This is a genomic window from Amycolatopsis saalfeldensis, from assembly GCF_900110575.1.
In the GTDB taxonomy this organism is placed as follows: domain Bacteria; phylum Actinomycetota; class Actinomycetes; order Mycobacteriales; family Pseudonocardiaceae; genus Amycolatopsis; species Amycolatopsis saalfeldensis.
On record NZ_FOEF01000002.1, the window covers coordinates 645670 to 670105 of the forward strand.

Annotated in this window: 20 protein-coding genes; 8 read left to right on the top strand and 12 right to left on the bottom strand. The window is 71.5% G+C overall.

Features of this window, described 5'->3' with window-relative positions; all coding sequences use genetic code 11:
* Positions 1-73 precede the first annotated feature (73 nt).
* The 5 genes from gdhA (at position 74) to BMY97_RS07125 (ending at position 6300) form a co-directional block, all read left to right on the top strand.
* The gene (gene gdhA / locus BMY97_RS07105; RefSeq protein ID WP_091614677.1) at positions 74-1417 is read left to right on the top strand and encodes an NADP-specific glutamate dehydrogenase; all 1344 of its coding nucleotides are present in this window, start codon (positions 74-76) and stop codon (positions 1415-1417) included.
* 336 nt (positions 1418-1753) lie between these two features.
* Complete coding sequence (locus BMY97_RS07110) at positions 1754-3046, top strand: sugar ABC transporter substrate-binding protein (protein ID WP_091614200.1); 1293 nt, start codon at positions 1754-1756, stop codon at positions 3044-3046.
* Positions 3043-4029: a carbohydrate ABC transporter permease gene (locus tag BMY97_RS07115; protein WP_091614203.1), complete on the top strand. Its 987-nt coding sequence runs from the start codon at positions 3043-3045 to the stop codon at positions 4027-4029. The genes BMY97_RS07110 and BMY97_RS07115 overlap by 4 nt, the downstream gene beginning before the upstream one ends.
* The gene (locus BMY97_RS07120; protein WP_091614204.1) at positions 4026-4856 is read left to right on the top strand and encodes a carbohydrate ABC transporter permease; all 831 of its coding nucleotides are present in this window, start codon (positions 4026-4028) and stop codon (positions 4854-4856) included. Before BMY97_RS07115 ends, BMY97_RS07120 begins: the two co-directional genes overlap by 4 nt.
* A 4-nt stretch (positions 4857-4860) precedes the next feature.
* Positions 4861-6300, top strand: a complete 1440-nt coding sequence (locus BMY97_RS07125) for a glycoside hydrolase family 3 protein (RefSeq protein WP_091614207.1) — start codon at positions 4861-4863, stop codon at positions 6298-6300.
* Between the two features lie 49 nt (positions 6301-6349).
* Here the strand turns inward: BMY97_RS07125 and BMY97_RS07130 are convergent, their stop codons facing one another.
* The 10 genes from BMY97_RS07130 to glyA all read right to left on the bottom strand — a co-directional run bounded on the left by BMY97_RS07130 (position 6350) and on the right by glyA (position 18512).
* On the bottom strand, positions 6350-7348 hold the full coding sequence (locus tag BMY97_RS07130) for a zinc-dependent alcohol dehydrogenase (RefSeq protein WP_091614210.1): 999 nt from the start codon (positions 7346-7348) through the stop codon (positions 6350-6352).
* A gap of 70 nt (positions 7349-7418) precedes the next feature.
* Positions 7419-8252 carry an oxidoreductase gene (locus BMY97_RS07135; protein WP_091614213.1) on the bottom strand — a complete coding sequence of 278 codons (834 nt, stop codon included), beginning with the start codon at positions 8250-8252 and terminating at the stop codon, positions 7419-7421.
* Positions 8253-8335: 83 nt separating this feature from the next.
* Positions 8336-8950, bottom strand: coding sequence for a hypothetical protein (locus tag BMY97_RS07140; protein WP_091614215.1), 615 nt, complete (start codon positions 8948-8950; stop codon positions 8336-8338).
* 38 nt (positions 8951-8988) lie between these two features.
* The gene (locus BMY97_RS07145) at positions 8989-11433 is read right to left on the bottom strand and encodes a GcvT family protein (protein WP_091614218.1); all 2445 of its coding nucleotides are present in this window, start codon (positions 11431-11433) and stop codon (positions 8989-8991) included.
* A 17-nt stretch (positions 11434-11450) separates the two neighbouring features.
* On the bottom strand, positions 11451-12296 hold the full coding sequence (gene purU, locus BMY97_RS07150) for a formyltetrahydrofolate deformylase (protein WP_091614221.1): 846 nt from the start codon (positions 12294-12296) through the stop codon (positions 11451-11453).
* Positions 12293-12865, bottom strand: coding sequence for a sarcosine oxidase subunit gamma (locus BMY97_RS07155; RefSeq protein ID WP_091614224.1), 573 nt, complete (start codon positions 12863-12865; stop codon positions 12293-12295). The genes purU and BMY97_RS07155 overlap by 4 nt, the downstream gene beginning before the upstream one ends.
* The gene (locus BMY97_RS07160; protein ID WP_218156705.1) at positions 12855-15704 is read right to left on the bottom strand and encodes an FAD-dependent oxidoreductase; all 2850 of its coding nucleotides are present in this window, start codon (positions 15702-15704) and stop codon (positions 12855-12857) included. The genes BMY97_RS07155 and BMY97_RS07160 overlap by 11 nt, the downstream gene beginning before the upstream one ends.
* A complete protein-coding gene (locus BMY97_RS07165) occupies positions 15701-15979 on the bottom strand; it encodes a sarcosine oxidase subunit delta (RefSeq protein WP_091614226.1) in 279 nt (92 codons plus the stop codon). Before BMY97_RS07165 ends, BMY97_RS07160 begins: the two co-directional genes overlap by 4 nt.
* An 8-nt stretch (positions 15980-15987) precedes the next feature.
* Positions 15988-17217, bottom strand: a complete 1230-nt coding sequence (locus BMY97_RS07170; RefSeq protein ID WP_091614229.1) for a sarcosine oxidase subunit beta family protein — start codon at positions 17215-17217, stop codon at positions 15988-15990.
* On the bottom strand, positions 17214-18512 hold the full coding sequence (gene glyA / locus BMY97_RS07175) for a serine hydroxymethyltransferase (RefSeq protein WP_091614232.1): 1299 nt from the start codon (positions 18510-18512) through the stop codon (positions 17214-17216). The genes BMY97_RS07170 and glyA overlap by 4 nt, the downstream gene beginning before the upstream one ends.
* Positions 18513-18619: 107 nt before the next feature.
* Here glyA and BMY97_RS07180 point away from each other — a divergent pair, with 107 nt between their 5' ends.
* Positions 18620-19258, top strand: a complete 639-nt coding sequence (locus BMY97_RS07180) for a GntR family transcriptional regulator (protein ID WP_091614683.1) — start codon at positions 18620-18622, stop codon at positions 19256-19258.
* Here BMY97_RS07180 and BMY97_RS07185 read toward each other — a convergent pair.
* Positions 19255-20376 (bottom strand): aromatic ring-hydroxylating oxygenase subunit alpha, encoded by a 1122-nt coding sequence (locus BMY97_RS07185; RefSeq protein ID WP_091614235.1) that lies wholly within the window; start codon positions 20374-20376, stop codon positions 19255-19257. The two genes, BMY97_RS07180 and BMY97_RS07185, sit on opposite strands and share 4 nt — an antisense overlap.
* 263 nt (positions 20377-20639) lie before the next feature.
* Positions 20640-21218, bottom strand: coding sequence for a TetR/AcrR family transcriptional regulator (locus BMY97_RS07190; RefSeq protein ID WP_091614237.1), 579 nt, complete (start codon positions 21216-21218; stop codon positions 20640-20642).
* A 147-nt stretch (positions 21219-21365) separates the two neighbouring features.
* Here BMY97_RS07190 and BMY97_RS07195 point away from each other — a divergent pair, with 147 nt between their 5' ends.
* Positions 21366-22826 carry an aldehyde dehydrogenase family protein gene (locus BMY97_RS07195; RefSeq protein ID WP_091614240.1) on the top strand — a complete coding sequence of 487 codons (1461 nt, stop codon included), beginning with the start codon at positions 21366-21368 and terminating at the stop codon, positions 22824-22826.
* A 37-nt stretch (positions 22827-22863) separates the two neighbouring features.
* Entirely contained in the window at positions 22864-24426 is a 1563-nt protein-coding gene (locus tag BMY97_RS07200) for an amino acid permease (RefSeq protein WP_091614242.1), read from the top strand.
* Positions 24427-24436: the final 10 nt, after the last annotated feature.

Here is a 24436-nt window from a genome sequence, read left to right on the forward strand (position 1 = left end):
CCGCGGTTTTCCCGGTCCGGGAAGGCGTGTCATGGTCAACGACACGACTTCACCGGCGAAGGGAAACCCCGCGATGACTCTGGACGCTGCCTCCTCGGCCCTGCTCGCGGACGTCATGCGCCGGAACCCGGCCGAGGACGAGTTCCACCAGGCCGTGTCCGAGGTGCTCGAAGCCATCCAGCCCGCGCTGCGCCGTGACCCCGGCCTGCGCGACGCCGCGCTGCTCGAGCGGCTGTGCGAGCCCGAGCGGCAGGTCCTGTTCCGGGTGGTCTGGACCGACGACGAGGGCCGGGCGCACGTCAACCGCGGCTTCCGCGTCGGCTTCAGCTCCGCGCTCGGCCCGTACAAGGGCGGCCTGCGGTTCCACCGCAGCGTCCGCCTCGGCACGGTCAAGTTCCTCGCCTTCGAGCAGGTCTTCAAGAACGCGCTCACCGGCCTCGGCATCGGCGCGGGCAAGGGCGGCTCGGACTTCGACCCGGCCGGGCGGTCCGACGCCGAGGTGATGCGGTTCTGCCAGGCGTTCATGACCGAGCTGCACCGCCACATCGGCCCGCGCACCGACGTGCCCGCGGGTGACATCGGCGTCGGCGGGCGCGAGATCGGCTACCTGTTCGGCCAGTACAAGCGGCTCACCAACCGGTTCGACGCGGGCGCCATCACCGGCAAGGACCCGCTCATCGGCGGCAGCCTCGCGCGGCCCGAGGCGACCGGCTACGGCACGGTCTACTTCCTCGACGCCGCCCTCACCACGCGCGGCGAGCGCCTCGACGGCCGGACCGCCGTGGTCTCCGGCTCCGGCAACGTCGCCTTCCACGCCATGGCGAAGCTGCGTGAACTCGGCGCGACCACCGTCGCCTGCTCCGACTCCGGCGGCTATCTGCACGACCCGGCCGGCCTCGACCTCGACGTGCTGCACGAGGTCAAAACCGTGCAGCGGCAACGGCTTTCGGCCTACCTCGAGCACGTGCCGTCGGCGCGCTTCTTCCCCGGCGAGACGCCGTGGGAGGTGCCCTGCGACGTCGCGGTGCCGTCGGCCACGCAGAACGAGCTGGACGAGCCGGCCGCGATCTCGCTGGTGAAGAACGGCGTGCTCGGCATGGCCGAGGGCGCCAACATGCCATGCACCCCCGCCGCGGTCCAGGTGTTCCGCGAGGCCGGTGTAGTGTTCGCGCCCGGCAAGGCGGCGAACGCGGGCGGCGTGGCCACCTCGGCGCTCGAGATGCAGCAGAACGCCTCGCGCGAGCGCTGGACGTTCGAGGAGACCGACCGGCGGCTCAAGGCGACCATGACCGCGATCCACGCCCAGTGCCTCGCCACCGCCGACGAGCACGGCGCCCCGGGCGACTACGTGACCGGCGCGAACATCGCCGGGTTCCGCACCGCGGCCGCCGCGATGTCCACTCTCGGCCTGATCTGATTTCCGGGCGGGGCACCCTACTGCGGACCACTCAGTACCACTGGACCGGGTCCGGCGCGGCGAAACCGGGCCGGACCCGGCGAAGCCGCGAACCCTTCACCGGATGCACCCCTGCTGCGCGAGCTGGTGGCCAGCAGGGGTTTTCCGCGTCCACGCGCAAGTCCGCGCGGCACGCCGGTAACCGGGCGTACACACAGAGTCAAACTGGCTGTCGTGTTTACAACGTCTTGGCAACCGGCTTGACACCGGCTGTGGTCCGGACCACGCTGCTCCACATTGGTCTACACCATTTGTCACCGACCGGCCTGGGGGCCGGGCACCGAAAGGACGAGACAAGTGAAGCGCTGGCTCAAGCTGGTGGCGGGCGCCGCCGCCATCACCCTCGCGACAGCCGGCTGTGCCGGCTCGGGCGGCGGTGACAACGCCTCCGGCTCGGGGGGCACAGGCACGGGGACGCTGACGGTCTGGCTGATGACCGGCTCCGCGCCGGACAGCCTGACGGGCGCGCTGAACAAGGAGTTCGAGGCCGCGCACGCCGGGGTCAAGGTCGATTACCAGATCCAGCAGTGGAACGGGATCCAGCAGAAGCTCACCACCGCGCTGGCCGGCGACAACCCGCCGGACGTGATCGAGGTCGGCAACACGCAGACCCCGGCGTTCGCCGCGCAGGGCGTGCTGGAGGACCTGACCTCCTCGGTCAACGACCTCAACGGCGCGCAGTGGCTCGCCGGGCTCAAGGCCTCGGGCGAGTACGACGGCAAGACCTACGGCGTGCCGTTCTACGCCGCCAACCGGGAGGTGCTCTACCGCAAGGACATGTTCCAGCAGGCCGGCATCACCGCGCCGCCGACCTCGAACGCGGAGTGGCTCGACGACATCACCAAGCTGAAGGCGAAGTTCGGCAGCGACCCGCAGTTCCAGCCGCTCTACCTGCCGGGCCAGTACTGGTACTCGCTGCTGTCGTTCATCTGGGACAACGGCGGTGACGTCGCGAAGGCCGACGGCAAGTCCTTCAAGTCCACGCTGGACAGCGCCGGCTCGAAGGCCGGCCTGGAGTTCTACAAGCAGCTCGTGGACGCGTCGGCCACCACCGCGCCGAAGGACAACGACGAGGCGAACCCGCAGCAGGCGGGCATTTACGGCGGCGGCAAGGTCGCGATGTTCATCGGCACCCCGGGCGAGGTGGCCACCGCCGCCAAGACCGACCCGAGCATCACGGACAAGACCGGCGCGTTCGCGATCCCGGGCAAGACCGCGGGCCGGCCGGCCCCGGTGTTCCTCGGCGGCTCGAACCTCGTCGTCCCGGTCAACAGCAAGAACAAGGACCTGGCGAAGGAGTACCTGAAGCTGCTCTCGGGCGACAAGTACATGACCCAGATGGCCGCGGCCGGCTACGTGCCGGGCACCTCGTCCGACGTCAGCGCGCTGGCCAAGGACCCGCTGGGCGCGGTCATGGCCGCCGCCTCGAAGAACGGCCGCGCGGTGCCCACCAGCCCGAAGTGGGGCGAGGTCGAGTCCGGCCAGAACCCGTTGAAGGACATGCTGACCGCGTACCTCACCGGTAAGAAGACCGTCGACCAGGCCACGGCCGACGCGAACGCCGCGCTCGACAAGATCATCGGCGGATGACGGCGACCAAGGAGATGCCGACGCCGGCGGGGGCCACCCCGCCGGCGTCGGCGCGCGTCAGTCCACCGAAACCGCGGCGCCAGGGCGGGTTCGGCGAGCGGCTGACGCCCTACCTGCTGATCCTGCCCGCCCTCGTCGCCGTGCTGGTGCTGCTCGGCTGGCCCACCATCCAGATGCTCCTGATCAGCCTGCGCCGGCTGGACCTGCGCGAGCTGGTGACCGGGAAACTGGTCTGGGTCGGGCTCTCGAACTACACGGACACCTTGTCGGACCCCGAGTTCTGGTCGGTGACGATCCGGACCGTCCTGTTCACCGCGGCGCTGGTCGCGGCGACGCTGCTGGTGGCGCTGCTCATCGCGGTGCTGATGCGCCACCTCAACCCGGTGATCCGCATCTGCGTGCAGGTCGCGCTGGTGCTCGCCTGGGCCGTGCCGGTGATCGCCACGACCACGGTGTTCCAGTGGATCTTCGACCAGCAGTACGGAATCCTGAACAAGACGCTCGACAAGCTGGGCTTCCACTCGTTCATCGGCTACTCCTGGTTCTCCACCGGGGGCAGCACGCTGGCCGTGATCGGGCTGCTGGTCCTCTGGCAGGCCGTGCCGTTCGTGGCGTTCACGCTGTACGCGGGCCTGATCGGCGTGCCGCGCGAGCAGTACGAGGCGGCGGGCATCGACGGCGCCGGGCCGTTCCAGACGTTCCGCGCGGTCAGCTGGCCGGCGATCCGGCCGATCCTGACCATGGTGACGTTCCTGTCGGTGCTGTGGGACTTCAACATGTTCGGCCAGGTCTGGGCGATCCGCCAGGGCGGGCCGGACGGGCAGAGCACCACGCTCGCCATCCTGCAGTACCTCAAGGGCATCGCCGGCAGCCACTTCGGCAGCGCCGCGGCGATCGCGACCATCATGCTGGTGCTCCTGCTCGCCGTCACCGCCCGCTACGTGCAGCTGCTGGTCCGGACCAAGGACGGTGAGATCGCGTGAAGAAGTCCCTGACCCAGCGGGTCACGCTCTCGGTCATCGGCATCCTCGTCGCGCTGGTGTTCTTCTTCCCGACGTACTGGATGTTCACCACGTCGCTGAAGACGCCCGGCGACGTGCTTTCGCCGAAGTACGACCTGATCCCGACCTCGGCGACGCTGTCGAACTTCGCGTCGGCGCTGACCAAGCCGGGATTCGTCACCTATCTGGGCAACAGCCTGATCGTCACGCTCGGCGCGGTGATCGCCGCGCTGGTGGTGGGCGTGCTCGCGGCGATCCCGCTGGCGCGGTTCCGGTTCCGCGGGCGCAAGGGCTTCCTGCTGCTGATCCTGATGGCGCAGCTGGCCCCGCTCTCGGCGCTGTTCATCCCGATGTACCTGCTGATGCGGGACCTCGGGCTGCTCAACACCCTGCCGTCGCTGCTGCTGGTGTACTTCGCCACGTCTCTGCCGTTCACGGTCTGGATGCTCTACGGCTTCGTCAACGGCATCCCGTACGACCTCGAAGAGGCCGCGATGATCGATGGCTGCAGCCGGACCGGCGCGTTCCGCCGGGTCACGCTGCCCTTGCTGGGCCCCGGCCTGGTGACGACGTCGGTGTTCAGCTTCATCACCGCGTGGAACGAGTTCCTGTTCGCCCTGGTGTTCATGAGGGACCAGTCCAAGCAGACGCTGCCGGTGTGGCTCTCGTCGTTCCGGACCGCGTTCTCGGTGGACTGGGGCGGGGTGATGGCGGCTTCGGTGGTCTACGCGATCCCGGCGCTGGTGTTCTTCCTGATCGTGCAGCGCAAGCTGGTGTCCGGCATGACGGCCGGCGCGGTGAAGGGGTAGGGCCTTGGCTGATTCTCGAAAGCTCGCGGAAGCCGTGCTGCTGCCCGGTTTCGCGGGCACGACCGCGCCGGACTGGCTGCGGCGGCGCCTGGGCGAGGGCCTGGGCGGCGTGGTCCTGTTCGGCCGCAACGTGGTCGACGACGAGCAGGTGGCGGCGCTGACCGCGGCCCTGCGCGCCGAGCGGGACGACGTCGTGGTCGGGATCGACGAAGAGGGCGGTGACGTCACGCGGCTCGACGTCGCCACCGGGTCGTTCGTGCCCGGGCCGCTCGCCCTCGGCGCGGCCGACGACCCGGAGCTGACCACGGCCGTCGCGGCGGCCCTCGGTGAGCGGCTGGCCGCGTGCGGCGTCACGGTGAACCTGGCGCCGTGCGCGGACCTGACCCTGGCGGCGGAGGATCCGATCATCGGGGTCCGGGCGTTCGGATCGGACCCGGCCAAGGCCTCGCCGCACGTCGCGGCTTATGTGACGGGGCTGCAGAAGTACGGCGTCGCCGCGTGTGCGAAGCACTTCCCCGGACACGGCGCGGCGACCGAGGACTCGCACGTGGCCCTGCCCGTGCTCCCCCGGACCCCGGCGGAGCTGCGGGAGATCGAGCTGGTCCCGTTCGCCGCCGCGATCGGGGCCGGGGTGCGCGCGATCATGTCCGGTCACCTCGTGGTGCGGGCGTGGGGCGACGAGCCGGCGACGCTCAACCGCGTGGCGCTGACCGACGTGCTGCGCGGCGAGCTGGGCTTCACCGGCGCGGTGATCACCGACGCGCTGGAGATGGGCGCGGTCTCCGGCTCGTACGGCCGTCACGACGGCCTGGGCACGGCGGCCGTGCGGTCGCTCGCCGCGGGCGCCGACGCGTTGTGCATCGGCGGCGCGGCCTTCGACGCCGAAACGCTCGACCGCATCACGGCGACGATCGTGGCCGCGGTCGAGGACGGCACGCTGGCGCTGGAACGGCTCGCCGACGCGGCGGCCCGGACCGCCTCGCTGGGCACGTCACCCTCGCCGGCGTCGATCCGCCCGGTGGACCGCACCCTGGGCCTGGAGGCGGCGCGCGCCGCGCTGCGGATCCAGGGCGAGCCGCGGCTGTCCGGGGTGCCGCTGGTGGTCGACGTCCGGACCGACCCGACCATCGCGGCCGGGCCGATGCCGTGGGGGCTCGGCCCGCACCTGGCCGAGCTGGTGCCGGGGACCCGGGTGCTGAACGTGGGCCCGGACGACGCCGGGCTGGTGCGCGCGGCTGCTCGTGAGGCCGGTTCCGTGGTCGTGGTGACCCGCGAGGCGCACCGTCATCCGGCGGTGCGGGCGTTCCTGGGTGAACTGTCCGATGTGGACCACATCCGCGTCGAGACCGGTGTGCCCGGGCCGGATTCCGGCAGCGGGGCCCGGATCGACACGTTCAGCGGCTCGTACGTCAGCCTGCGCGCGGCCGCGGAGTACCTCGCCTGACCCCCGGTCCGTGGGTGCGGACCCCGACCCGCGCCCACGGACCGGACCTTCAGCCCCGGTGCGGGTCGACCAGGATCTTGGGGCCCGCGAGCGCGCCGGGCGGCCGTTCGCCCGCGAGCACCGCGGCCACCCCGTCCAGCCCGACCGTCGCCGCCACCAGCGGGCGCGGGTCGACGTCGCCGCGGGCGTACGCTTCGACTGCGTCGGCCAAACCCGGTGACGCACTGAGGATCCCGACCGCGGTGACGTCCTTGAACACCAGCGACCGGGCGTCGAGCCGGCTCGGGGTCCCGGCCAGGCCGATGCAGACCAGCCGGCCGCCCGGCTCCACCAGCTCCAGCGCCCGCGCCGGAGAGGCCGGGTCGTTCGTGGCGTCCACCACCGCGTCGAACGGCGGCTCCGGCAGCCCCGCCGTCGCCGGGAAACCCAATGAGCGCGCGAATTCCAGCGAAGCCGGGGTGGTGCCGACCAGGTGCACCTCGGCGCCGGCCGCGCGGGTGAACAGTGCCGTCAGCAGCCCGATCGTGCCCGGCCCGAGGACCAGGACCCGCTCGCCGGCGGCGGCCCGCGCGGCCCGTACCGCGTTGCCGCCCGGCTCGACCAGCGCGCCGAGCGGTCCGTCGAGGCCGCTCGGCAGCTCGTGCAGCGAAGTCACCGGAACCGCGACGCGTTCGGCCAGCGCCCCGGCGCGGCCGCCGCGGATGCCGACCTCCTCGCGGTCCGCGCAGGTGTGCTGGCGCCCGCCGCGGCAACGACGGCACCGCCCGCAGCCGAGCATCGTGTCGCCGACCGCGCGACGCCCGACCCAGGCGGGGTGCACGCCCTCGCCGGCGCGCACGACCGTGCCGCACCACTCGTGGCCGAGCCGCATCGGGTACCGCGCGTGGCCCTCGGCGAGGTACTCCATCTCGCCGGTGAAGAACTCGACGTCGGTGCCGCACACCCCGGCCCGCTCGACCTCGACCACCACCTCGCCGACGCCGGGCTCCGGCTCGGCGACTTCGGCCACCCCGGCTTCCCCGGGCCCGTGCACGACAAACGCCTTCATGCCCCGATGCTAGTAGGACTCGTGAGTGGCTGTGCCGGTCAGAACCGACGGTTCTCACCGTCACGAACACTCACGAGTCCGGGAAGTCCGCCGCCCGGCTGACCTCGGCCCACTGCTGGGCCTCCGCGGCCCGCCCGGCCGAGGATTTCGCGGCCAGCTCGACGGCCGAAGCACCCAGCAGCAGCCGCAGCGGCGGCTCGGGATGGGCGACGACGTCGAGGATGATCTTCGCCGCGCGGGCCGGGTCACCGGGCCAGGTCGCCGAGCCCGCACGCGCCCGGTTCATGGCGCCGACGGTCTCCTCGTAGTCCGGGCCGACGGGCGCGATCGCCATCGACGAGCCCGCCCAGTCCGTCCGGAACGGCCCCGGCTCGACGATCAGCACCTTGACCCCGAACGGCTTCACCTCGTTGTTCAGCACCTCGGAGAAACCCTCGACGGCGAACTTCGCGGCCTGGTACGCGCCCATCCCGGGCGAGCCGCCGACGCGCCCGCCGATCGAGGAGAACTGCACGATGTGCCCTGAGCGCTGCTGCCGCAGCACGGGCAACGCCGCCTTGGTGACGTTGACGACGCCGTACAGGTTCGCGTCGATCTGCGCGCGGAAGTCCCCGTCGGACATCTCTTCGATGGGCGCGGAATCGGCGTAACCGGCGTTGTTGACCACCACGTCGAGCGAGCCGAACTCCGCCACCGCGGTCCGGACCGCGGCCCGCGCCGCCTCCGCGTCGGTGACGTCGAGGGCGACCGCGCGCACGCTTTCGCCGTACTTGCGGACGAGGTCGTCGAGCTGCTCGGGCCGCCGCGCGGTGGCGACCAGGCGGTCGCCGCTTTCGAGGACCGCCTGCGCCAGCTCGCGGCCGAAGCCGCGGGAACTGCCGGTGATGAGCCACGTCTTGGGCATGGGTGCCTTCCCTGATGGAGATTTCTCTTCGCTCCTCCATCAGACACCCGGCGCGCACTCGCGTCAACCAACTGGTTAGTTACTTAGCCCACTCGTGCCGCCTCGGGCGACCGCGCCGGAGCGTTCGCGGCCCGGACGGCAGCGGTGACCCACGCGGCCCGCTCGGCGAGCCCGTCGACACCCGCGACCGCGGCCCGTAGCGCGTCGGCGGCTTCGTCGGGCACCGCACCGAGCCGGCTCTCGATCGCGACCCGCGCGGTCATCGCCGACGCCCGCGCGATCTCCGCCACGGCCGCGACGTCCGGCGATAGCTCCCCGGACTGGACCGCAGTCGACGGCACCGCACTCGACGGTCCGGCTCCCGGCAGCAGCCGCTCGGCCAGCGCCACCACCTCGCCGGCCGCCGCGATCACGTCGGCCGCGGGCAGGCAGGCAGCGACCGCCTCCGGGCCACCAGAAGGCACACGACCACCGGCGGCGGCGAACCGGCCGACAGCGTGAGCATCCTTCTCCGCCAAGCGAAGAGCGTGCATCCACAGCAGTTCGGCTTCACCCCGCAGTTCGCGGTCGGCGCCGGCCGCTCGGGCGAGCAAAGCCGCCGCCTGGGCCACTCCCAACGCCGCCACGGCTCCGCCGCTCGGGGCCGGTCCCGGGGCCGCCAGGTTCTTCAGGAAGTCGCTCATGATCTGGTCACGCACGCCAAGTCACTCCTCTCACTGCCGGGCCGGAGCCGGGATCAGCGCCGGATCCGTTCCATGCCGGGGTCGACGAGGGGCTCGGCGGCCACCGTCGCCGGGACGCGGCGGCCGAAGTACTCGATCTCGACGCCGTCGCCTATGTCCACAGTGGCCGGGAGCCAGGCGTAGGCGATCGGCCGCCCGATCGTGTAGCCGTAGGCCGCGCTGGTCACGTATCCGGCTGGGGCGCCGTCGACGAAAACCGGTTCCTTGCCGAGCACCACGGTCCGGCCGTCGTCCACGGTCAGGCAGCGCAGCCGTCGCGACGCGGTCTCCTCGCTGCATCCGTCGATCGCTTCCCGGCCGGCAAAAGCGCCCTTCGCGGGCCGGACCGCGAAGCCGACCCCGGCCTCGTACGGGTCGTGCTCCGTGGTCATGTCCGTGCCCCACAGCCGGTAGCCCTTCTCCAGCCGCAGGCTGTTGAACGCCGCGCGCCCGGCCGCGATCACGCCCAGCTCGCGCCCGGCGGCCCACAGCGCGTCCCACAGCCGTTGCCCGTTGTCGGCCTCGGTGTAGACCTCCCAGCCGAGTTCGCCCACATAGGACAGCCGCATCGCGGTCACCGGGACGCCGGCGATCCGGGCCTTGCGCGCGCGGAAGTACTTCAACCCGGTGTGCGAGAAGTCCTCTCGCGACAGGGGCTGCACCAGGTCCCGCGCGAGCGGGCCCCAGACGCCGATGCAACAGGTCGCGCCCGTGATGTCGCGGACGCGGACGTCCCCGGGCGGCAGCGAGCGGAAGTAGGCGAGGTCGATGTTCCCGTTGATGCCCACCTGGAACACGTCCGGCTCCAGCCGGGCCACGGTGACGTCGCTGCGCACGCCGCCCGCGTCGTCGAGCATCAACGTGTACGTGACCGAGCCGACGGACTTGTCGAGCTGGTTCGTCGTGAGCCGCTGCAGGAACTCCAGCGCCCCCGGCCCGCTGACCTCCACCCGTTTGAGCGGGGTCATGTCGTACAGCGCGACGCCGTTACGCGTGTGCCAGGCCTCGGCCGCCACGATCGGCGAGTGGAACTGCGCGGCCCAGCTGTCCCGCGCGGGCGGCAGGTAGTCGTGCGGGAGCTGCTTCAGCAGGGGCGCGTTGGCCTCGAACCAGTGCGGCCGCTCCCAGCCGCCCGCCTCCAGGAACACCGCGCCCAGCTCGCGCTGCCGGGCGTGGAACGGGCTCACCCGCAGGTTCCGCGGGGAGAGCTTGGGCTGCAACGGGTGCAGCACGTCGTAGATCTCCACGAAGTTCTGCTGCGAAGTCTCGCTCACGTACTCCGGCGCGAGCTGCACGTCCTCGAACCGGTGCACGTTCAGCTCGTGCAGGTCGGTCTCGGACTGTCCGTGCACCAGATGCTCGGCGACGGCCTTGGCGATGCCCGCCGAGTGCGTCACCCAGATCGCCTCGGCGATCCAGAAGCCGCGGACCTCGGCGGACTCCCCCACCAGCGACTGGCCGTCCGGGGTGAAGGAGAAGATCCCGTTGAAGCCCTCCTCGACCTTCGTCTGGTGCAGCACCGGCAGCAGCAGCCGGCTCTCCTCCCACGACGGCGCGAAATCCTCCTCGGTGAACGGGAGCATCGACGGCATCGAAGACTCCGTCACCTCTTCCGAAGCCGCGAGCGGCGAGACCGGCATCGGCCGGTGCGCGTACGAGCCGATGCCGATCCGGTCCACGTGCTCGCGGAAGTACAGGTCCTGGTCCTGGTGCCGCAGGATCGGCAGGCTCGCCTCGCCCGCCTCGGTGTTGCGCCCGATCAGCTCCTCGACCTGCCCGGTCTTCGCGTACTGATGCGCGAGCGGCAGCAGCGGCACGTCCATGCCCACCATGGCGCCGATCTCCCGGCCCCAGAACCCGGCGCACGAGACGACGATGTCCGCGGCGAAGTCACCCTGGTCGGTCTCGACCCCGATGACGCGCCCGCCCGACTGCCGGACGCCGGTCACCCGCGTCGAGCCGACGAACCGCGCGCCCCGCGACTCCGCCCGCCGCGCCAGCGCGACCACCGCGCGGGACGCCTTGGCCAGCCCGTCGGTCGGCACGTACAGCGCGCCGAAAACCGCCGAGCCGTCGAGCAGGGGCCACCGTTCGACGCATTCGGCCGGGTCGATCAGCCGCGCCTCGACCCCCCACGACGTCGCCCAGCCCTGCTTGCGCTTGAGGTCCTGCCACCGCGCCGGGGTGGTCGCCACCTCCATCCCGCCGACCTGGTTGAAACACGGCAGCCCGCCGGCCTCGAGCCCGCGGAGCTTCTGGACGGTGTAGGCCGCGAACTCCGTCATCGATTTCGAAGCGTTGGTCTGGAAGACGAGGCCGGGCGCGTGCGAGGTCGAGCCGCCGGTGAGCGGCAGCGGGCCCTGGTCGAGCACGGTGACGTCGATCCAGCCGCGGGCGGTCAGCTCGTCGGCGAGGTTGGCGCCCACGATGCCGGCGCCGATGATCACGACACGGGTCATGAGAACTCCTTGGTGGGTCAGCGGAAGACGACGGTGCTGTTGCCGTTGAGCAGGACGCGGCGCTCGCAGTGCCAGCGCACAGCGCGCGAGAGCGCCAGCGCCTCCGCGTCGCGGCCGACGGTGACCAGGGCGCGGGGCGAGTGCGTGTGGTCCACGCGCTGCACCTCCTGCTCGATGATCGGGCCCTCGTCCAGCGCCGGGGTGACGTAGTGGGCGGTGGCCCCGACGTACTTGACGCCGCGGTCGTAGGCCTGGTGGTACGGCTTGGCGCCCTTGAAGCCGGGCAGGAACGAGTGGTGGATGTTGATCGCGCGGCCCTGCAGCTTGGCGCACAGCTCGTCGGAGAGGACCTGCATGTAGCGGGCCAGCACCACCAGGTCGATCGAGTACTCGCCGACCAGGTCCAGCAGCCGCTGCTCGGCCTCGGCCTTCGTCCCGGGCGTGACCGGCACGTGCACGAACGGCACCCCGGCGGCCTCGGCCATCGGGCGCAGGTCCTCGTGGTTGGACACCACCAGCGCGATCTCCGCGCCGAGGCTGCCCGCGCGCCAGCGGAACAGCAGGTCGTTCAGGCAGTGCCCGAACTTCGAGACCATCACCAGCAGCCGGTCCGGTTCGGCGCCGGAGAACTGGAACTCCATGCCGAATTCGCCCGCCACCGGGGCGAAGGCGCGATTCAGGTCGTCCACAGTGGACTTCTCGCAGCTGAACGCCGTGCGCAGGAACAGCGAGCCGCGCACGTCGTCGTCGAACTGCTGGTGCTCGACGATGTCACAGCCGCGGCCGACGAGGAACGTGGTGACGGCGTGCACGATGCCCGAGCGTTCCGGGCAGCGCAGGGTCAGGGTGAAGTGCTCGGTCATGCCTGCTCCCGGTATTCCAGCGCCGCGTCGGCCAGCCAGGCGGCGAAGTAGGACGCGAAGGACTGCCGCACCAGGACCGTGTACTCGTCGTAGTCGTCGTCCCCGCGGACCAGGAGGATGACGCCGGTCCGCGCGAGCAGGGTCTGCACGCAGGTGCCGGGCGGCGCCGCCCTCGGGTGCAGGTCGATCGAGCAGCCGTGGGCCAGCACATCTCGCACCGCCGGGCCGGAGAGGGCGACGGCAGTGCGCTGCGCCGAGGTGTCGGTCACCGCGCCGACCGCGATCGCCTCCCGGATAGCCGGTTCCAGCCCCGCCACACCGGGAGCGGCGAGCACCAAGTACTCATCCGGGCCCAGCCACAGCACGTCGACCGCGCCGAACCCCCCGGTCCCGGAGGCGAAAGTGCACGGCACCGACGGCAGCGGAACACCGAGCACGGCGCCCACCGCCTCGTGGCCCTCACGCACTCGCAGCGTGAGCTGGGTCAGGAACGGTCGCTCCTCGGCGCCGAGCACCGCGGGCAGCGCCCAGCGCCCGAGTGGCGCGCGGCGCAGGATTTCAGCCGTCACGGCGGGTTCCCTCCTGGTCGAAGAGCACGGATCCGGTCACGGTCACCGGCACCACCTGATCGCCGACGGGCACGTACAGCGTCTCGCCGACCCGCTCGTGCCCGGATCGCACCAGCGCCAGCGCGAAGGTCCGTTCCAGCGCGGCACTGCGGTAGCTGGACGTCACATGGCCCAGCATCCGCACCGGTGGCTCGGGCACGTGGCCGGTCTCGATCAGCTGCGCGCCCTCGGGCAGCCGCACCGCCGGGTCCACCGGCAGCAGGCCGACGAGCTGCTTGCGGTCGGGCCGGTTGTTCTCCGCCCGCGCGAACGAGCGCTTGCCCAGGAAGTCGGCCTTCTTCTTGGACACCGCCCAGGACATCCCGAGGTCCTGCGGGGTGACCGTGGCGTCGGTCTCCTGGCCGATGATCGGGTAGCCCTTCTCGGCGCGCAGCACGTGCATGGTCTCGGTGCCGTACGGCGTGATGCCGTACTCGGCGCCGGCGTCCAGCAGCGACTCCCACAGCGCGATCCCGTACCAGGACGGCACATTGACCTCGTAGGCCAGCTCGCCGGAGAAGCTGATCCGGCAGACCCGCGCCGGGATCCCGGCCACCTCGGCGTCGTGCCAGGTCATGAAGCCGAACGCCTCGTTGCTCACGTCGAGGCCCGGGGCGAGCGCGCCGAGCACGTCCCGCGAGCGCGGCCCGACCAGCGGGATCGTCGCCCAGTGCTCGGTCACCGAAGTCGCGAACACCCGCAGGTGCGGCCACTCGGTCTGGAGCCACTCCTCCATCCACTCCAGCACCATCGCCGCGTTGCCGGTGGTCGTGGTGACCAGGAACCGGTCCTCGCCGACGCGGATGACGGTGCCGTCGTCGATCACCATCCCGTCCACACCGCACATCACGCCGTAGCGGATCCGGCCGGCCTTCAGCGTGCTCATCATGTTGGTGTAGAGCAGGTCCAGGAACGCGGCGGCGTCCGGGCCCTGCACGTCGATCTTGCCGAGGGTGGAGCCGTCCATCATGGCCACGCCGGTGCGCGCCGCCCGGCACTCCCGCAGCACGGCGGCTTCCAGGTCTTCACCCGGGCGCGGGTAGTACCACGGGCGCTTCCACTGGCCGACGTTCTCGAACTCCGCCCCGTGCGCGACGTGCCACGCGTGCAGCGCGGTGACGCGGACGGGATCGTGCAGCTCACCGCGGTGCCGCCCGGCCAGCGCCGCGAACGCCACCGAGGTGTAAGGCGGGCGGTAGGTCGTCGGCCGCTGTTCGGCGAGGTCCAGGCCGAGCGCGTCCGCGGTGATGCCGGCGGCGAGCAGACCGGAGGTCTTGCCCTGGTCGTGCGCGGTGCCGATGGTGGTGTAGCGCTTGATGTGCTCCAGCGACCGCAGCCCGGCCCCGGTCGCCCGCAGCACGTCCGACACCGTGGCGTCGCGCTGCAGGTCGACGAAGCGGGTGTCCACTTCGGACTCCGGTCCGGGCACGAGCCACAGCACCGCGGGCGGCAGCTCCGGCGGCCGCGCGTCCGACGTCGGCGGCGGCAGTTCCCCGGGCGGCGAGAACCCGGCCGCCGTCAACGCGGCGGCCCCGGCCGCACGGCCTTCGCGGACGCAGCCCGCGAAGTCCGGCGCGCCGGTCGCCGAGCCCGCGACCCGGGCGGACGGCAGGTCACCGTCGGGCACGTACGCGCCCAGCTCGGCGGCGTAACGCAGCTTCCCGCGCACTTGGCTGAACAGGTGCACCGCGGGATTCCAGCCGCCGGAAACCAGCAGCACGTCACAAGCCACCACCTCCTTGGACGGCGCGGCCCCGGACGGTCCGACAACTGCCGCCGACACGCGATCCGTGCCCTCGGTTCCGGTGACCACACTGCCGGTGCGGATCTCGACGCCCCGCTCGGCACACGCGGCGGCCCAGCCCGCCGGGGCCTCGGGCCGCGCATCGACGATCAGCGCGATCTCGACCCCGGCGTCGGCCAGATCAACAGCGGCGGCGTACGCGCTGTCGTCGGTGGTGAACAGCACCGCACGACGGCCCGGCAGCACGCCGTAGCGGTGCAGGTACGTGCGGGCTGACGCGGCGAGCAGGATGCCGGGCCGGTCATTGTCCGCGAAGACCACCGGGCGCTCGTGCGCGCCGGTCGCGAACACCGTCTGCTTCGCCCGGATCCGCCAAACCCGTTGCCGCGCCACGTTTTCCGGCGCCGCCGTCCCGAGGTGGTCGGTGCGGCGCTGCAACGCGAGCACGAACCCGTCGTCGTACGCGCCGAAGGCGGTCGTGCGCTCCAGCACCAGCACGTCGGGCGTGTCGCGCAGCTCGCCGGCGACCGCGCGAGCCCATTCCACAGCGGGCTTCAGCCCGATGAACTCGCCGGAGCCCAGCAGCGAGCCGCCCGGCTCCGGCTGGTCGTCCACGAGCACCACCCGTGCCCCGGACCGCGCCGCCGTCTGCGCGGCGGTCAGCCCGGCCGGGCCGGCGCCGACCACGAGCACATCGCAGTGGACGTGCTTGGCGTCGTAGCGAGCCGGGTCGGCGTCGGCCGCGAGACGGCCCTGTCCCGGCAGCCCGCGCGCGACGAGGCCGTCGAACAGTTCCACTGTGGTCGCCGTCAGCATCGGCTCGGGGAACGGTTCTTCCAGCTGTACCACCGCATTCGCGTCCTCGACGCCCGCGGCCATGATGCCGCGCGGGCGGCCGTGGGTGATGCTCGTGGCGACCTGGTGGACGCCGTTCGCGAGCAGCGCCGAAGCGAGCGTGTCGCCGGGGTGGCCGGTGAGCGCCCGGCCGTCGAAGGTGAAGTGCAGGGTCGTGTCACGGTCGAGGTGACCGCCCGCGGGGAGTCGGAAATCGTTCACGGCGTCACCGGCCGGGGCTCGTCGAGGCGGTAGACCGCCAGCAGGTCGTGGGTACGGGTGTCGCGGACGGCGTTGAACCAGCGGCGGCAGCCCGCGCTGTGGCTCCACCGCTCGGCGAACGGACCGCTCGGGTTGGCGCGGAAGAACACGAACTTCGCCCATTCCTCGTCCGAAAGCGCCGAAGGCTCCGCGGGATAGGCGACGTGGGCCTGGCCGCCGTAGTGGAACTCGGCCTCTTCACGCGGCCCGCACCACGGGCAGGGGATGAGTTGCATCAAGACTCCTAATGCGCGACGGCGGCGGCGCCGTGCTCGTCGACGAGGGCGCCGGTGGTGAACCGGTCGAGGGTGAACGGCTCGGCGTACGGGTGCGGCTTGCCCTTCGCGACGGTGTGCGCGAAGCAGTCGCCGACACCGGGCGTGGCCTTGAAGCCGCCGGTGCCCCAGCCGCAGTTGAGGAACAGGTTCTCCACCGGCGTCAGCCCGACGATCGGCGACGCGTCCGGCGTGACGTCCACGATGCCGGCCCAGGTGCGCAGCAGGTGCGCCCGCGCGAACACGGGGAACAGCTCCAGCGCGGCGGCCATCTGCTCCTCGATGATGTGGAACGACCCGCGCTGGCCGTACCCGGAGTAGCTGTCGATGCCCGCGCCCATCACCAGTTCGCCCTTGTGCGCCTGGGAAACGTAGACGTGCACGGCGTTCGACATCACCACGGTCGGGTGCACGGGCTCCAGCAGCTCGGACACCAGCGCCTGCAACGGGTGCGACACCAGCGGCAGGTCGATCCCGGCCATTTTCGCCAGCACCGACGAGTGCCCGGCGGCGCACAGCGCGACCTTGCCCGCGGCGATCCGGCCGCGGCTGGTCTCGACTGCCGTCACCCGCCCGCCGCGCTGCTCGATCCCGGTGACCTCGCAGTTCTGGATCAGGTCGACGCCCATCGCGGCCGCCGCGCGGGCGAAGCCCCAGGCGACGTAGTCGTGCTTGGCGATGCCGGCCCGCGGCTGGAAGGTCGCACCGAGCACCGGGTACCGGACGTCGGGCGAGGTGTTCACGATCGGGCAGATCTCCTTGACCCGCGCGGCGTCCACCCACTCGGCGTCGATGCCGTTGAGCTTGTTGGCCTCGACGCGGCGCACGCTGTCACGCACGTCCTGCAGGCTGTGCGCGAGGTTGAGCACGCCGCGCTGGCTGAACAGGATCGGGTAGCCCAGGTCCTCTTCGAGGCCCTCCCACAGCTTGAGCGAGTGCTCGTAGATGCCGGAACTCTCGTCCCACAGGTAGTTGGAGCGGATGATCGTGGTGTTGCGGGCCATGTTGCCGCCCGCGAGCCAGCCCTTCTCCAGCACGGCCACGTTCGTGATGCCGTGCACCTTCGCCAGGTAGTACGCGGTGGCCAGGCCGTGCCCGCCGCCGCCGACCACCACCACGTCGTAGGCGCGCTTCGGGTCCGGGTTGTCCCAGAGGAAGTCCGGGTGCTCCGGCAGATCGGCGCCGGGGGTGCGGGTCATCGGGCGGCTCCCAGGTGCGGGTACAGCGGGAAACGGTCGGTCAGCGCGGCGACGCGGTCGCGCAGTTCTTGCGCTGTGGCTTCGGGCAGCAACGCGGTGGCGACGATGTCGGCGACCTCGCGGAACTCCTCGTCGCCGAAGCCGCGGGTGGCCAGCGCCGGGGTGCCGATCCGGATGCCGGACGTGACCATCGGCGGGCGCGGGTCGAACGGGACGGCGTTGCGGTTCACCGTGATACCGACCTCGTGCAGCCGGTCCTCGGCCTGCTTGCCGTCCAGCTCGGAGTCGCGCAGGTCGGCGAGCACGAGGTGGACGTCCGTGCCGCCGGTCAGCACCGAAACGCCCGCCGCCGCGGTGTCCTCGGCCAGCAGCCGCCCGGCCAGGATCTTCGCGCCGCGCAAGGTGCGCCGCTGGCGCTCGGCGAACTCGGGCTCGGCCGCCATCTTGAACGCCACCGCCTTGGCCGCGATCACGTGCTCCAGCGGGCCGCCCTGCTGGCCGGGGAACACCGCGGAGTTCACCTTCTTGGCCAGCGCCGGGTCGTTCGTCAGGATCACCCCGCCGCGCGGGCCGCCGAGGGTCTTGTGCGTGGTGGTGGTCGTGACGTGCGCGTGCGGCACCGGCGAGGGGTGCAGCCCGGCCGCGACCAGCCCGGCGAAGTGGGCCATGTCGACCAGCAGGTACGCGCCCACCTCGTCGGCGATCTCGCGGAACCGCGCGAAGTCGAGCTGACGCGGGTAGGCCGACCAGCCGGCGATGACCAGCTTCGGCCGGTGCTCCCGCGCCAGCCGGGCGACCTCGTCCATGTCCACCCGGAAGTCCTTTTCGGACACTTCGTAGGCGGCGACTTCGTAGAGCAGGCCGGAGAAGTTGATCCGCATGCCGTGGGTGAGGTGCCCGCCGTGGGCGAGCGAGAGGCCGAGGATCTTGTCGCCCGGCTTGATCAGCGCGGCCATGGCGGCGGCGTTGGCCTGCGCGCCCGAATGCGGCTGCACGTTGGCGAACTGCGCGCCGAACAGCGCCTTGGCCCGGCCGAGCGCCAGCGTCTCCAGCACGTCGACGTGCTCGCAGCCGCCGTAGTAACGACGGCCGGGATAACCCTCGGCGTACTTGTTGGTGAGCACCGAGCCCTGGGCCTGGAGGACCGCCGCGGGCGCGAAGTTCTCGCTGGCGATCATCTCCAGCGTCGAGCGCTGGCGGTCCAGCTCGGCGCCGATCGCGGCGGCCACGGCCGGGTCGAAGTCCTGCAGGGAACGCTCGAGCCCGGCGCCCGTTCCCTCGATCGTCGCGGTCATTCCTGCCTGCTTCCCTGACGGCTTCCTTGACTGACAGACTGGTCGACTACTGATATATCAATCTTCGCTGTAGGGTAGGCGGCGTGAGCACACAGGTCAACACACCGATGCCGGCCGCCGGGCCGTCCCTCGCGGAGCAGGCGTACCTGTTCGTCCGCGACCGCCTCGTCATGCTCGACATCAAGCCGGGTGAGCCGATCAACGAGGAGTGGCTGGGCGGTTCACTCGGCATGGGCCGCACGCCGATCCGCGAAGCGCTCAAACGCCTGGAGTCCGAGCGGCTGGTCGTCGCCTACCCGCGCCGGGGCACGTTCGCCACCGACGTCAACATCTCCGACCTCGCGCACATCTCCGAGGTCCGCCGCACGCTGGAGCCGGCCGCCACCGCGGCGGCGGCCGAGCGCGCGACCGACGAGGACCGCGAGCGCCTCACCGCGCTGCGAGAGCGGCTGGACACCGGGCAGCCCGCCGGGAACACCGAACTGCTGCGGGTCGACCTCGAGCTGCACCGGGCCGTGTACGCCTGCGTGCACAACCCGTTCCTCGAAGACACGCTGATCCACTACGACAACCTCGCCACCCGTATCTGGTGCGTGTTCCTGCCGCGCCTGCGCGGGATGGCCGGCCACGTGAACGAGCACGCCCCGCTGCTCACCGCCATCATCGACGGCGACGCGAAGAAGGCCGCGGAGCTGACGCTCGGGCACGTGACCGGCTTCGAACAGGCGATCCGCGCATTGATCTAGCCTTCCGTCCGCGCGCGGACCCAGTCGTGGAACGCGCCGATGTGGTGCTCGCTCGGCACCAGCACGCCGCCGCGGGCGTACGAGCGGGAGCCCATCGCGAGCTGACAGCGTTCGCACGCCTCGAAGTCCTGCTGGTTCACGCGGTGGAACAGCTCGACCGACCGCGTCAGGTCCACTCCGGACTCCACCACCCCGGGCAGGTACAGCCAGTCGCAGCGGACGATCGTGCGGTCCGGCGCCAGCGGGAACATCCGGTGCAGGATCACGTGGTCGGGCACCAGGTTCACGAACACCTGCGGCCGCACGGTGATCGCGTAGTACCGGCGGTCCTGGTGCTCCCCCACGCCGGGCAGCCGCTCGACGCCCTCGCTCCCGTCCACCGTGAACCCGGCGACCTCCTCGCCGAACTCGGCGCCGTGGCCCACGAAGTACTGCGCGGCGTAGCCGTCGGCGAACTCCGGCAGCACCTCCGTCAGCTCCGGGTGGATCGTCGCGCAGTGGTAGCACTCCATGAAGTTCTCGATGATCTGCTTCCAGTTCGCCTTCACGTCGTACTCGATGCGCTTGCCCAGCGCCAGGTCCTCGATCCCGTACGCGTCCAGCTCCTGCAGGCCCCCGAGCCGGTCGGCGACGTCGGCCATCACCGTGCCCTCGAAGGACGGCGGCTCCCCGGCCAGGCTGACCCAGGCGTAGCCGAGCCATTCCCGCAGGTGCACCCTGGTCAGGCCGTACTCGGTGCGGTCGACGTCGGGCATGCCGGTGAGGTTGGGCGCGGCGATCAGCTTGCCGTCGAGGCCGTAGGTCCAGGCGTGGTACATGCATTGGAACGCCCGCTTGACCTGGCCCCGGTCCTCGGTGCACAGCCGGGCGCCGCGGTGGCGGCAGACGTTGAGGAAGGCACCCAGCTTCCCGTCGCGCGCCCGCGCGACGATCACGCTCTCCCGTCCGATTTGGACGGTTTCGAAGGCGCCCGCCGCGGGCAGGTCCGCGCTGCGCACGGCGCAGAACCAGTCGGTCTCGAAGATCTTCTCCTGTTCCCGCGCGAAGACCGCCGGGTCCGTGTAGTACCGGCCGGACAACGTGGGCAGCAGGCTCTGCGGCAGGTCGGTGGTGGTCACCGGCGATGCTCCTCTCAGCGGCCTCGACAGGCTCAGCGGGATCAAGAGCGATGCAGTTGCGTATTACGCGCCGGGTTGCTCTCTACGGAACAGAGTGCGGGCGGGCCGGGGCAGGTGTCAAGAACGGATTTCCGCGTCACCCGATTACCAGCCGGTAGGGGAACCTGTTGCGCGATCACGGTTTCCGGGCCGTGAACGCGAGGTGGCCGCCCACGTCGCGGCGACGCGGGCGGACGGGCGGGCCGATCAGGAGGCAGGCCCGGTCAGGCGGCGGGCCCCTCGATGGCCCGGCGGAACAGCGCCTCGATCTCGGTGTCGTCCGGCTGCGGCTCGGCCAGTGCCGCCTGCATGAGCAGGCCGCAGAAGAGCCCGGCGAGCAGCCGTCCGGTCAGCGGGTCGGTGCGGGAGCGGAACAGCTCGATCAGCGCGTCGTCCCAGGCCGCGCTCGCCGGGCGCAGCCGCGGCCGGTGCATGGCCGCGACGTACAGGTCGTATTCGACGACGGTGTGCGGGTACTGCTCGTGGATGTAGCCCATCACCAGCTCGGCCAGCGCCGCGGCGAAATCGGCGTCCGGCGCGAGGCCCTGCTCCCACTCCCGCAGCTCGCGCACGTTGTTCTCGGCTGCCTCGTGCAACGCGACTTCGAGCAGGTCGTCGAGGGTCGCGAAGTGGTAGGTGGTCGACCCGAGCGGCACGTCGGCCGCGGCCGCGACGGCGCGGTGGGTCAAGCCCTCGATGCCCCGCTCCGCGACCACCTCGATGGCGGCCTTCGCGATCCGCGCGCGCCGCTCCGGGTCGTTCGGACCCCGCAGCCGGCGCCCCGCCGGCTCCCTCGTCGCCATCGCCCCGCAGCTCCTTCGCTCACCGCCGCCTCGAGTTACCAGCAGGAAAACCTCAGGAACCCGTTGTGGACATGTGTACATGCTTCGCGTACAAATGTACGCACTCGAAGTGCCCCGCGTCACCCTCCGCACGAACGGGAAGGCCTGATGAAGGACCTCCACATCGACGGGATCTGGACCGAAGCGTCCGACGGAGCGCGAGCCGAAGTGCTCAACCCAGCTGATGGCGAAGTGCTGCAGACCGTGGCCGTCGCCGGGCCGGCCGAGGTCGGCGCCGCCGTCACCGCCGCCCGCCGCGCGTTCGACAGCGGGCCCTGGCGCCGAACCACCACGAGCGAGCGGGCTGATCTGCTGACCCGCATCGCCGCCCTGCTGCAGCGCGACCGCGAAGACCTCGCCCGCACCGAAAGCCTCGACACCGGCAAAACGCTGGCCGAGGGCCGCATCGACGTGGACGACGTCACCGCCGTCTTCCGTTATTACGCGAGCCTCACCGACGCCGGGCGCGTCGTGGACACCGGGAACCCGAAGGCGATCAGCCGGATCGTGCACGAGCCGGTGGGCGTGTGCGCGCTGATCGCGCCGTGGAACTACCCGCTGCTGCAGATGTCCTGGAAGGTCGCGCCGGCGCTGGCCGCGGGCAACACCGTGGTGCTCAAGCCGAGTGAGGTCACCCCGCTGACCACCGTCGCGCTGGTGGCGCTGGCCGAGGAGGCCGGGGTGCCCGCGGGCGTGGTGAACCTGCTGCTCGGACCCGGCCCGGTGGGCGCCGCGCTGGTCGAGCACCCGGGGGTGGACCTGGTGTCGTTCACCGGCGGGCTGGCCACCGGCGAGAAGATCATGGCCGCCGCCGCGCGCGGGGTCCGCCGGGTGGCGCTGGAGCTGGGCGGCAAGAACCCCAACGTGATCTTCGACGACGCCGATTTCGGCACCGCGCTCGACTACGCCCTCGCCGCCGCGTTCGTCCACTCCGGACAGGTCTGCTCGGCCGGCGCGCGGCTGATCGTCCAGGACGGGGTGCACGACCGGTTCGTCGACGAGCTGGCCGCGCGGGCCGACCGGATCCGGCTCGGCCGCGGCCTCGACCCGGGCACCGAAGCGGGGCCGCTCGTGTCGGCCGCGCACCGCGCGAAAGTCGAGGGCTACATCGCCGGCGCGATCGAGGCCGGCGCGACGCTGCGAGCGGGTGGCGCACGGCCGGCCGAAGAACACCTGCGTCACGGATTCTTCTTGCGCCCCACGGTGTTTTCCGGCTGCACCCGGGAGATGGCAGTGGTGCGGGAGGAGGTGTTCGGGCCGGTCGTCACGGTCGAGCGGTTCGCCGGTGAAGCCGAGGCGATCGAGCTGGCCAACGACACGGACTACGGGCTCGCCGGCGCCGTCTGGACCTCGGACGCCGGCCGCGCCCAGCGTGTCGCCGGAGCCCTGCGCCACGGCACCGTGTGGATCAACGACTACCACCCGTACCTGCCCCAGGCCGAATGGGGAGGCTTCGGCAAATCCGGCATCGGGCGTGAGCTCGGCCCTTCGGGGCTGGACGAGTACCGCGAGGCCAAGCACGTCTACCACAACATCGACCCCGCGCCCCAGCGCTGGTTCAAGGGCTGAACCCTGCTCCCCCACCCCCACCCGCGAGGACAAAACGATGACCACACGATCCAAGCCGGCCGGTGAGGGATCCGCCGGGTCCGACAGCTCCGAACTCGCGAAGTTCGGCTACCGCCAGGAACTCGAACGCTCCCTCGGCTCCTTCTCCAGCTTCGCCGCCGGTTTCAGCTACATCTCGATCATGACCGGCGTGTTCCAGCTGTTCTTCTTCGGGTTCGGCTCCGGCGGCCCGGCCTTCATCTGGACCTGGCCGCTGGTGTTCGTCGGCCAGCTCGCCGTGGCGCTGTGCTTCGCCGAACTGGCCGGCCAGTTCCCGCTCGCGGGCTCGGTCTACCAGTGGGCCAAGCAGATCGCGAAGCCGGTGACCTCGTGGCTGGCCGGCTGGATCATGATCATCGGCGCGATCGTGACCGCCGCGGCCGTCGCGGTGGCCTACCAGATCATCCTGCCGCAGGTGTCCACGGCGTTCGAGATCGTCGGCAGCGACGCCGACGCCGGGCTGACCTCGACGCCCGGCGGCGCGCAGAACGCGATCATCCTCGCGCTCGTGCTGGTGGTGTTCGCGACCGTCGTGAACATCATCGGCGTCAAGCTGATGGCGAAGATCAACAACTTCGGCGTGGCGGTCGAGCTGATCGCGAGCGTGCTGCTGATCATCGCGCTGGCCGTGCACATCAAACGCGGGCCGGGGCTGGTGTTCGACACCCACGGCACCGGGGCCGGCCAGCCGCTCGGCTACCTCGGCGCGTTCCTGGTGGCGTCCCTGATGAGCGCGTACGTGTTCTACGGCTTCGACACCGCGGGCTCGCTCGCCGAGGAGACCACCCAGCCGCGCCGGCACGCGCCGCGCGCCATCCTCCGGGCGCTCACCGCGGCGTTCCTGGTCGGCGGGCTGATGATGCTCGTCGGCATGATGGCGGTCGGCGACCTCAACGCCAATGAGCTGAGCACGTCCGGCATGCCGTACCTGCTCAAGAGCACGCTGGGCACCGGGCTCGGCGACGCGTTCCTGATCTGCTCGGCGATCGCGATCACCGTGTGCTGCCTGGCCGTGCAGACCGCGGCCATCCGGATGACGTTCGCGATGGCCCGTGACGGACGGCTGCCGTTCAGCAAATCGCTCTCGAAGGTGTCCCCGCGGTCGAAGACGCCGGTGGTGCCGGCCCTGATCACCGGCGGGCTCACCGTGGTGGTGCTGCTGATCAACCTCGGCAACCAGCGCGCGTTCTTCGTGCTCACCTCGACGGCGATCGTCCTGTTCTACATCCCCTACCTGATGGTCACCGCCCCGATGCTGCTGCGCCGCCTGCGCGGGCAGTGGCCGCGGCCCGGGCACGGCCCGTACTTCAAGCTCGGCCGCTGGGGCACGCTGGTGAACCTGGTCGCCGTGCTCTACGGGGCCGGCATGACCGTCAACCTGCTCTGGCCGCGGCCCGAGGTCTACGGCAGCGACCACTGGTACTTCCAGTGGGGCGCGGTGCTGATCACCGCGCTGATCGCCGTGGCCGGCGGCGTCATGCTGCTGATCCGGCGCAAGCGCTGGGCAGCCGGGCATTCGGGCACTGGACCCTCGGAAGCCCCCGAAGCCGTGACCGGATAGCGAAGGAGAA

Excerpts from the sequence above, each read along its gene's own strand:
- gdhA (WP_091614677.1), top strand. The coding sequence starts at position 74 with ATGACTCTGGACGCTGCCTCCTCGGCCCTGCTCGCGGACGTCATGCGC.
- BMY97_RS07115 (WP_091614203.1), top strand. The coding sequence starts at position 3,043 with ATGACGGCGACCAAGGAGATGCCGACGCCGGCGGGGGCCACCCCGCCG.
- BMY97_RS07130 (WP_091614210.1), bottom strand. The coding sequence starts at position 7,348 with ATGAAGGCGTTTGTCGTGCACGGGCCCGGGGAAGCCGGGGTGGCCGAA.
- BMY97_RS07135 (WP_091614213.1), bottom strand. The coding sequence starts at position 8,252 with ATGCCCAAGACGTGGCTCATCACCGGCAGTTCCCGCGGCTTCGGCCGC.
- BMY97_RS07145 (WP_091614218.1), bottom strand. The coding sequence starts at position 11,433 with ATGACCCGTGTCGTGATCATCGGCGCCGGCATCGTGGGCGCCAACCTC.
- purU (WP_091614221.1), bottom strand. The coding sequence starts at position 12,296 with ATGACCGAGCACTTCACCCTGACCCTGCGCTGCCCGGAACGCTCGGGC.
- BMY97_RS07165 (WP_091614226.1), bottom strand. The coding sequence starts at position 15,979 with ATGCAACTCATCCCCTGCCCGTGGTGCGGGCCGCGTGAAGAGGCCGAG.
- BMY97_RS07170 (WP_091614229.1), bottom strand. The coding sequence starts at position 17,217 with ATGACCCGCACCCCCGGCGCCGATCTGCCGGAGCACCCGGACTTCCTC.
- glyA (WP_091614232.1), bottom strand. The coding sequence starts at position 18,512 with ATGACCGCGACGATCGAGGGAACGGGCGCCGGGCTCGAGCGTTCCCTG.
- BMY97_RS07180 (WP_091614683.1), top strand. The coding sequence starts at position 18,620 with ATGCCGGCCGCCGGGCCGTCCCTCGCGGAGCAGGCGTACCTGTTCGTC.
- BMY97_RS07190 (WP_091614237.1), bottom strand. The coding sequence starts at position 21,218 with ATGGCGACGAGGGAGCCGGCGGGGCGCCGGCTGCGGGGTCCGAACGAC.
- BMY97_RS07195 (WP_091614240.1), top strand. The coding sequence starts at position 21,366 with ATGAAGGACCTCCACATCGACGGGATCTGGACCGAAGCGTCCGACGGA.
- BMY97_RS07200 (WP_091614242.1), top strand. The coding sequence starts at position 22,864 with ATGACCACACGATCCAAGCCGGCCGGTGAGGGATCCGCCGGGTCCGAC.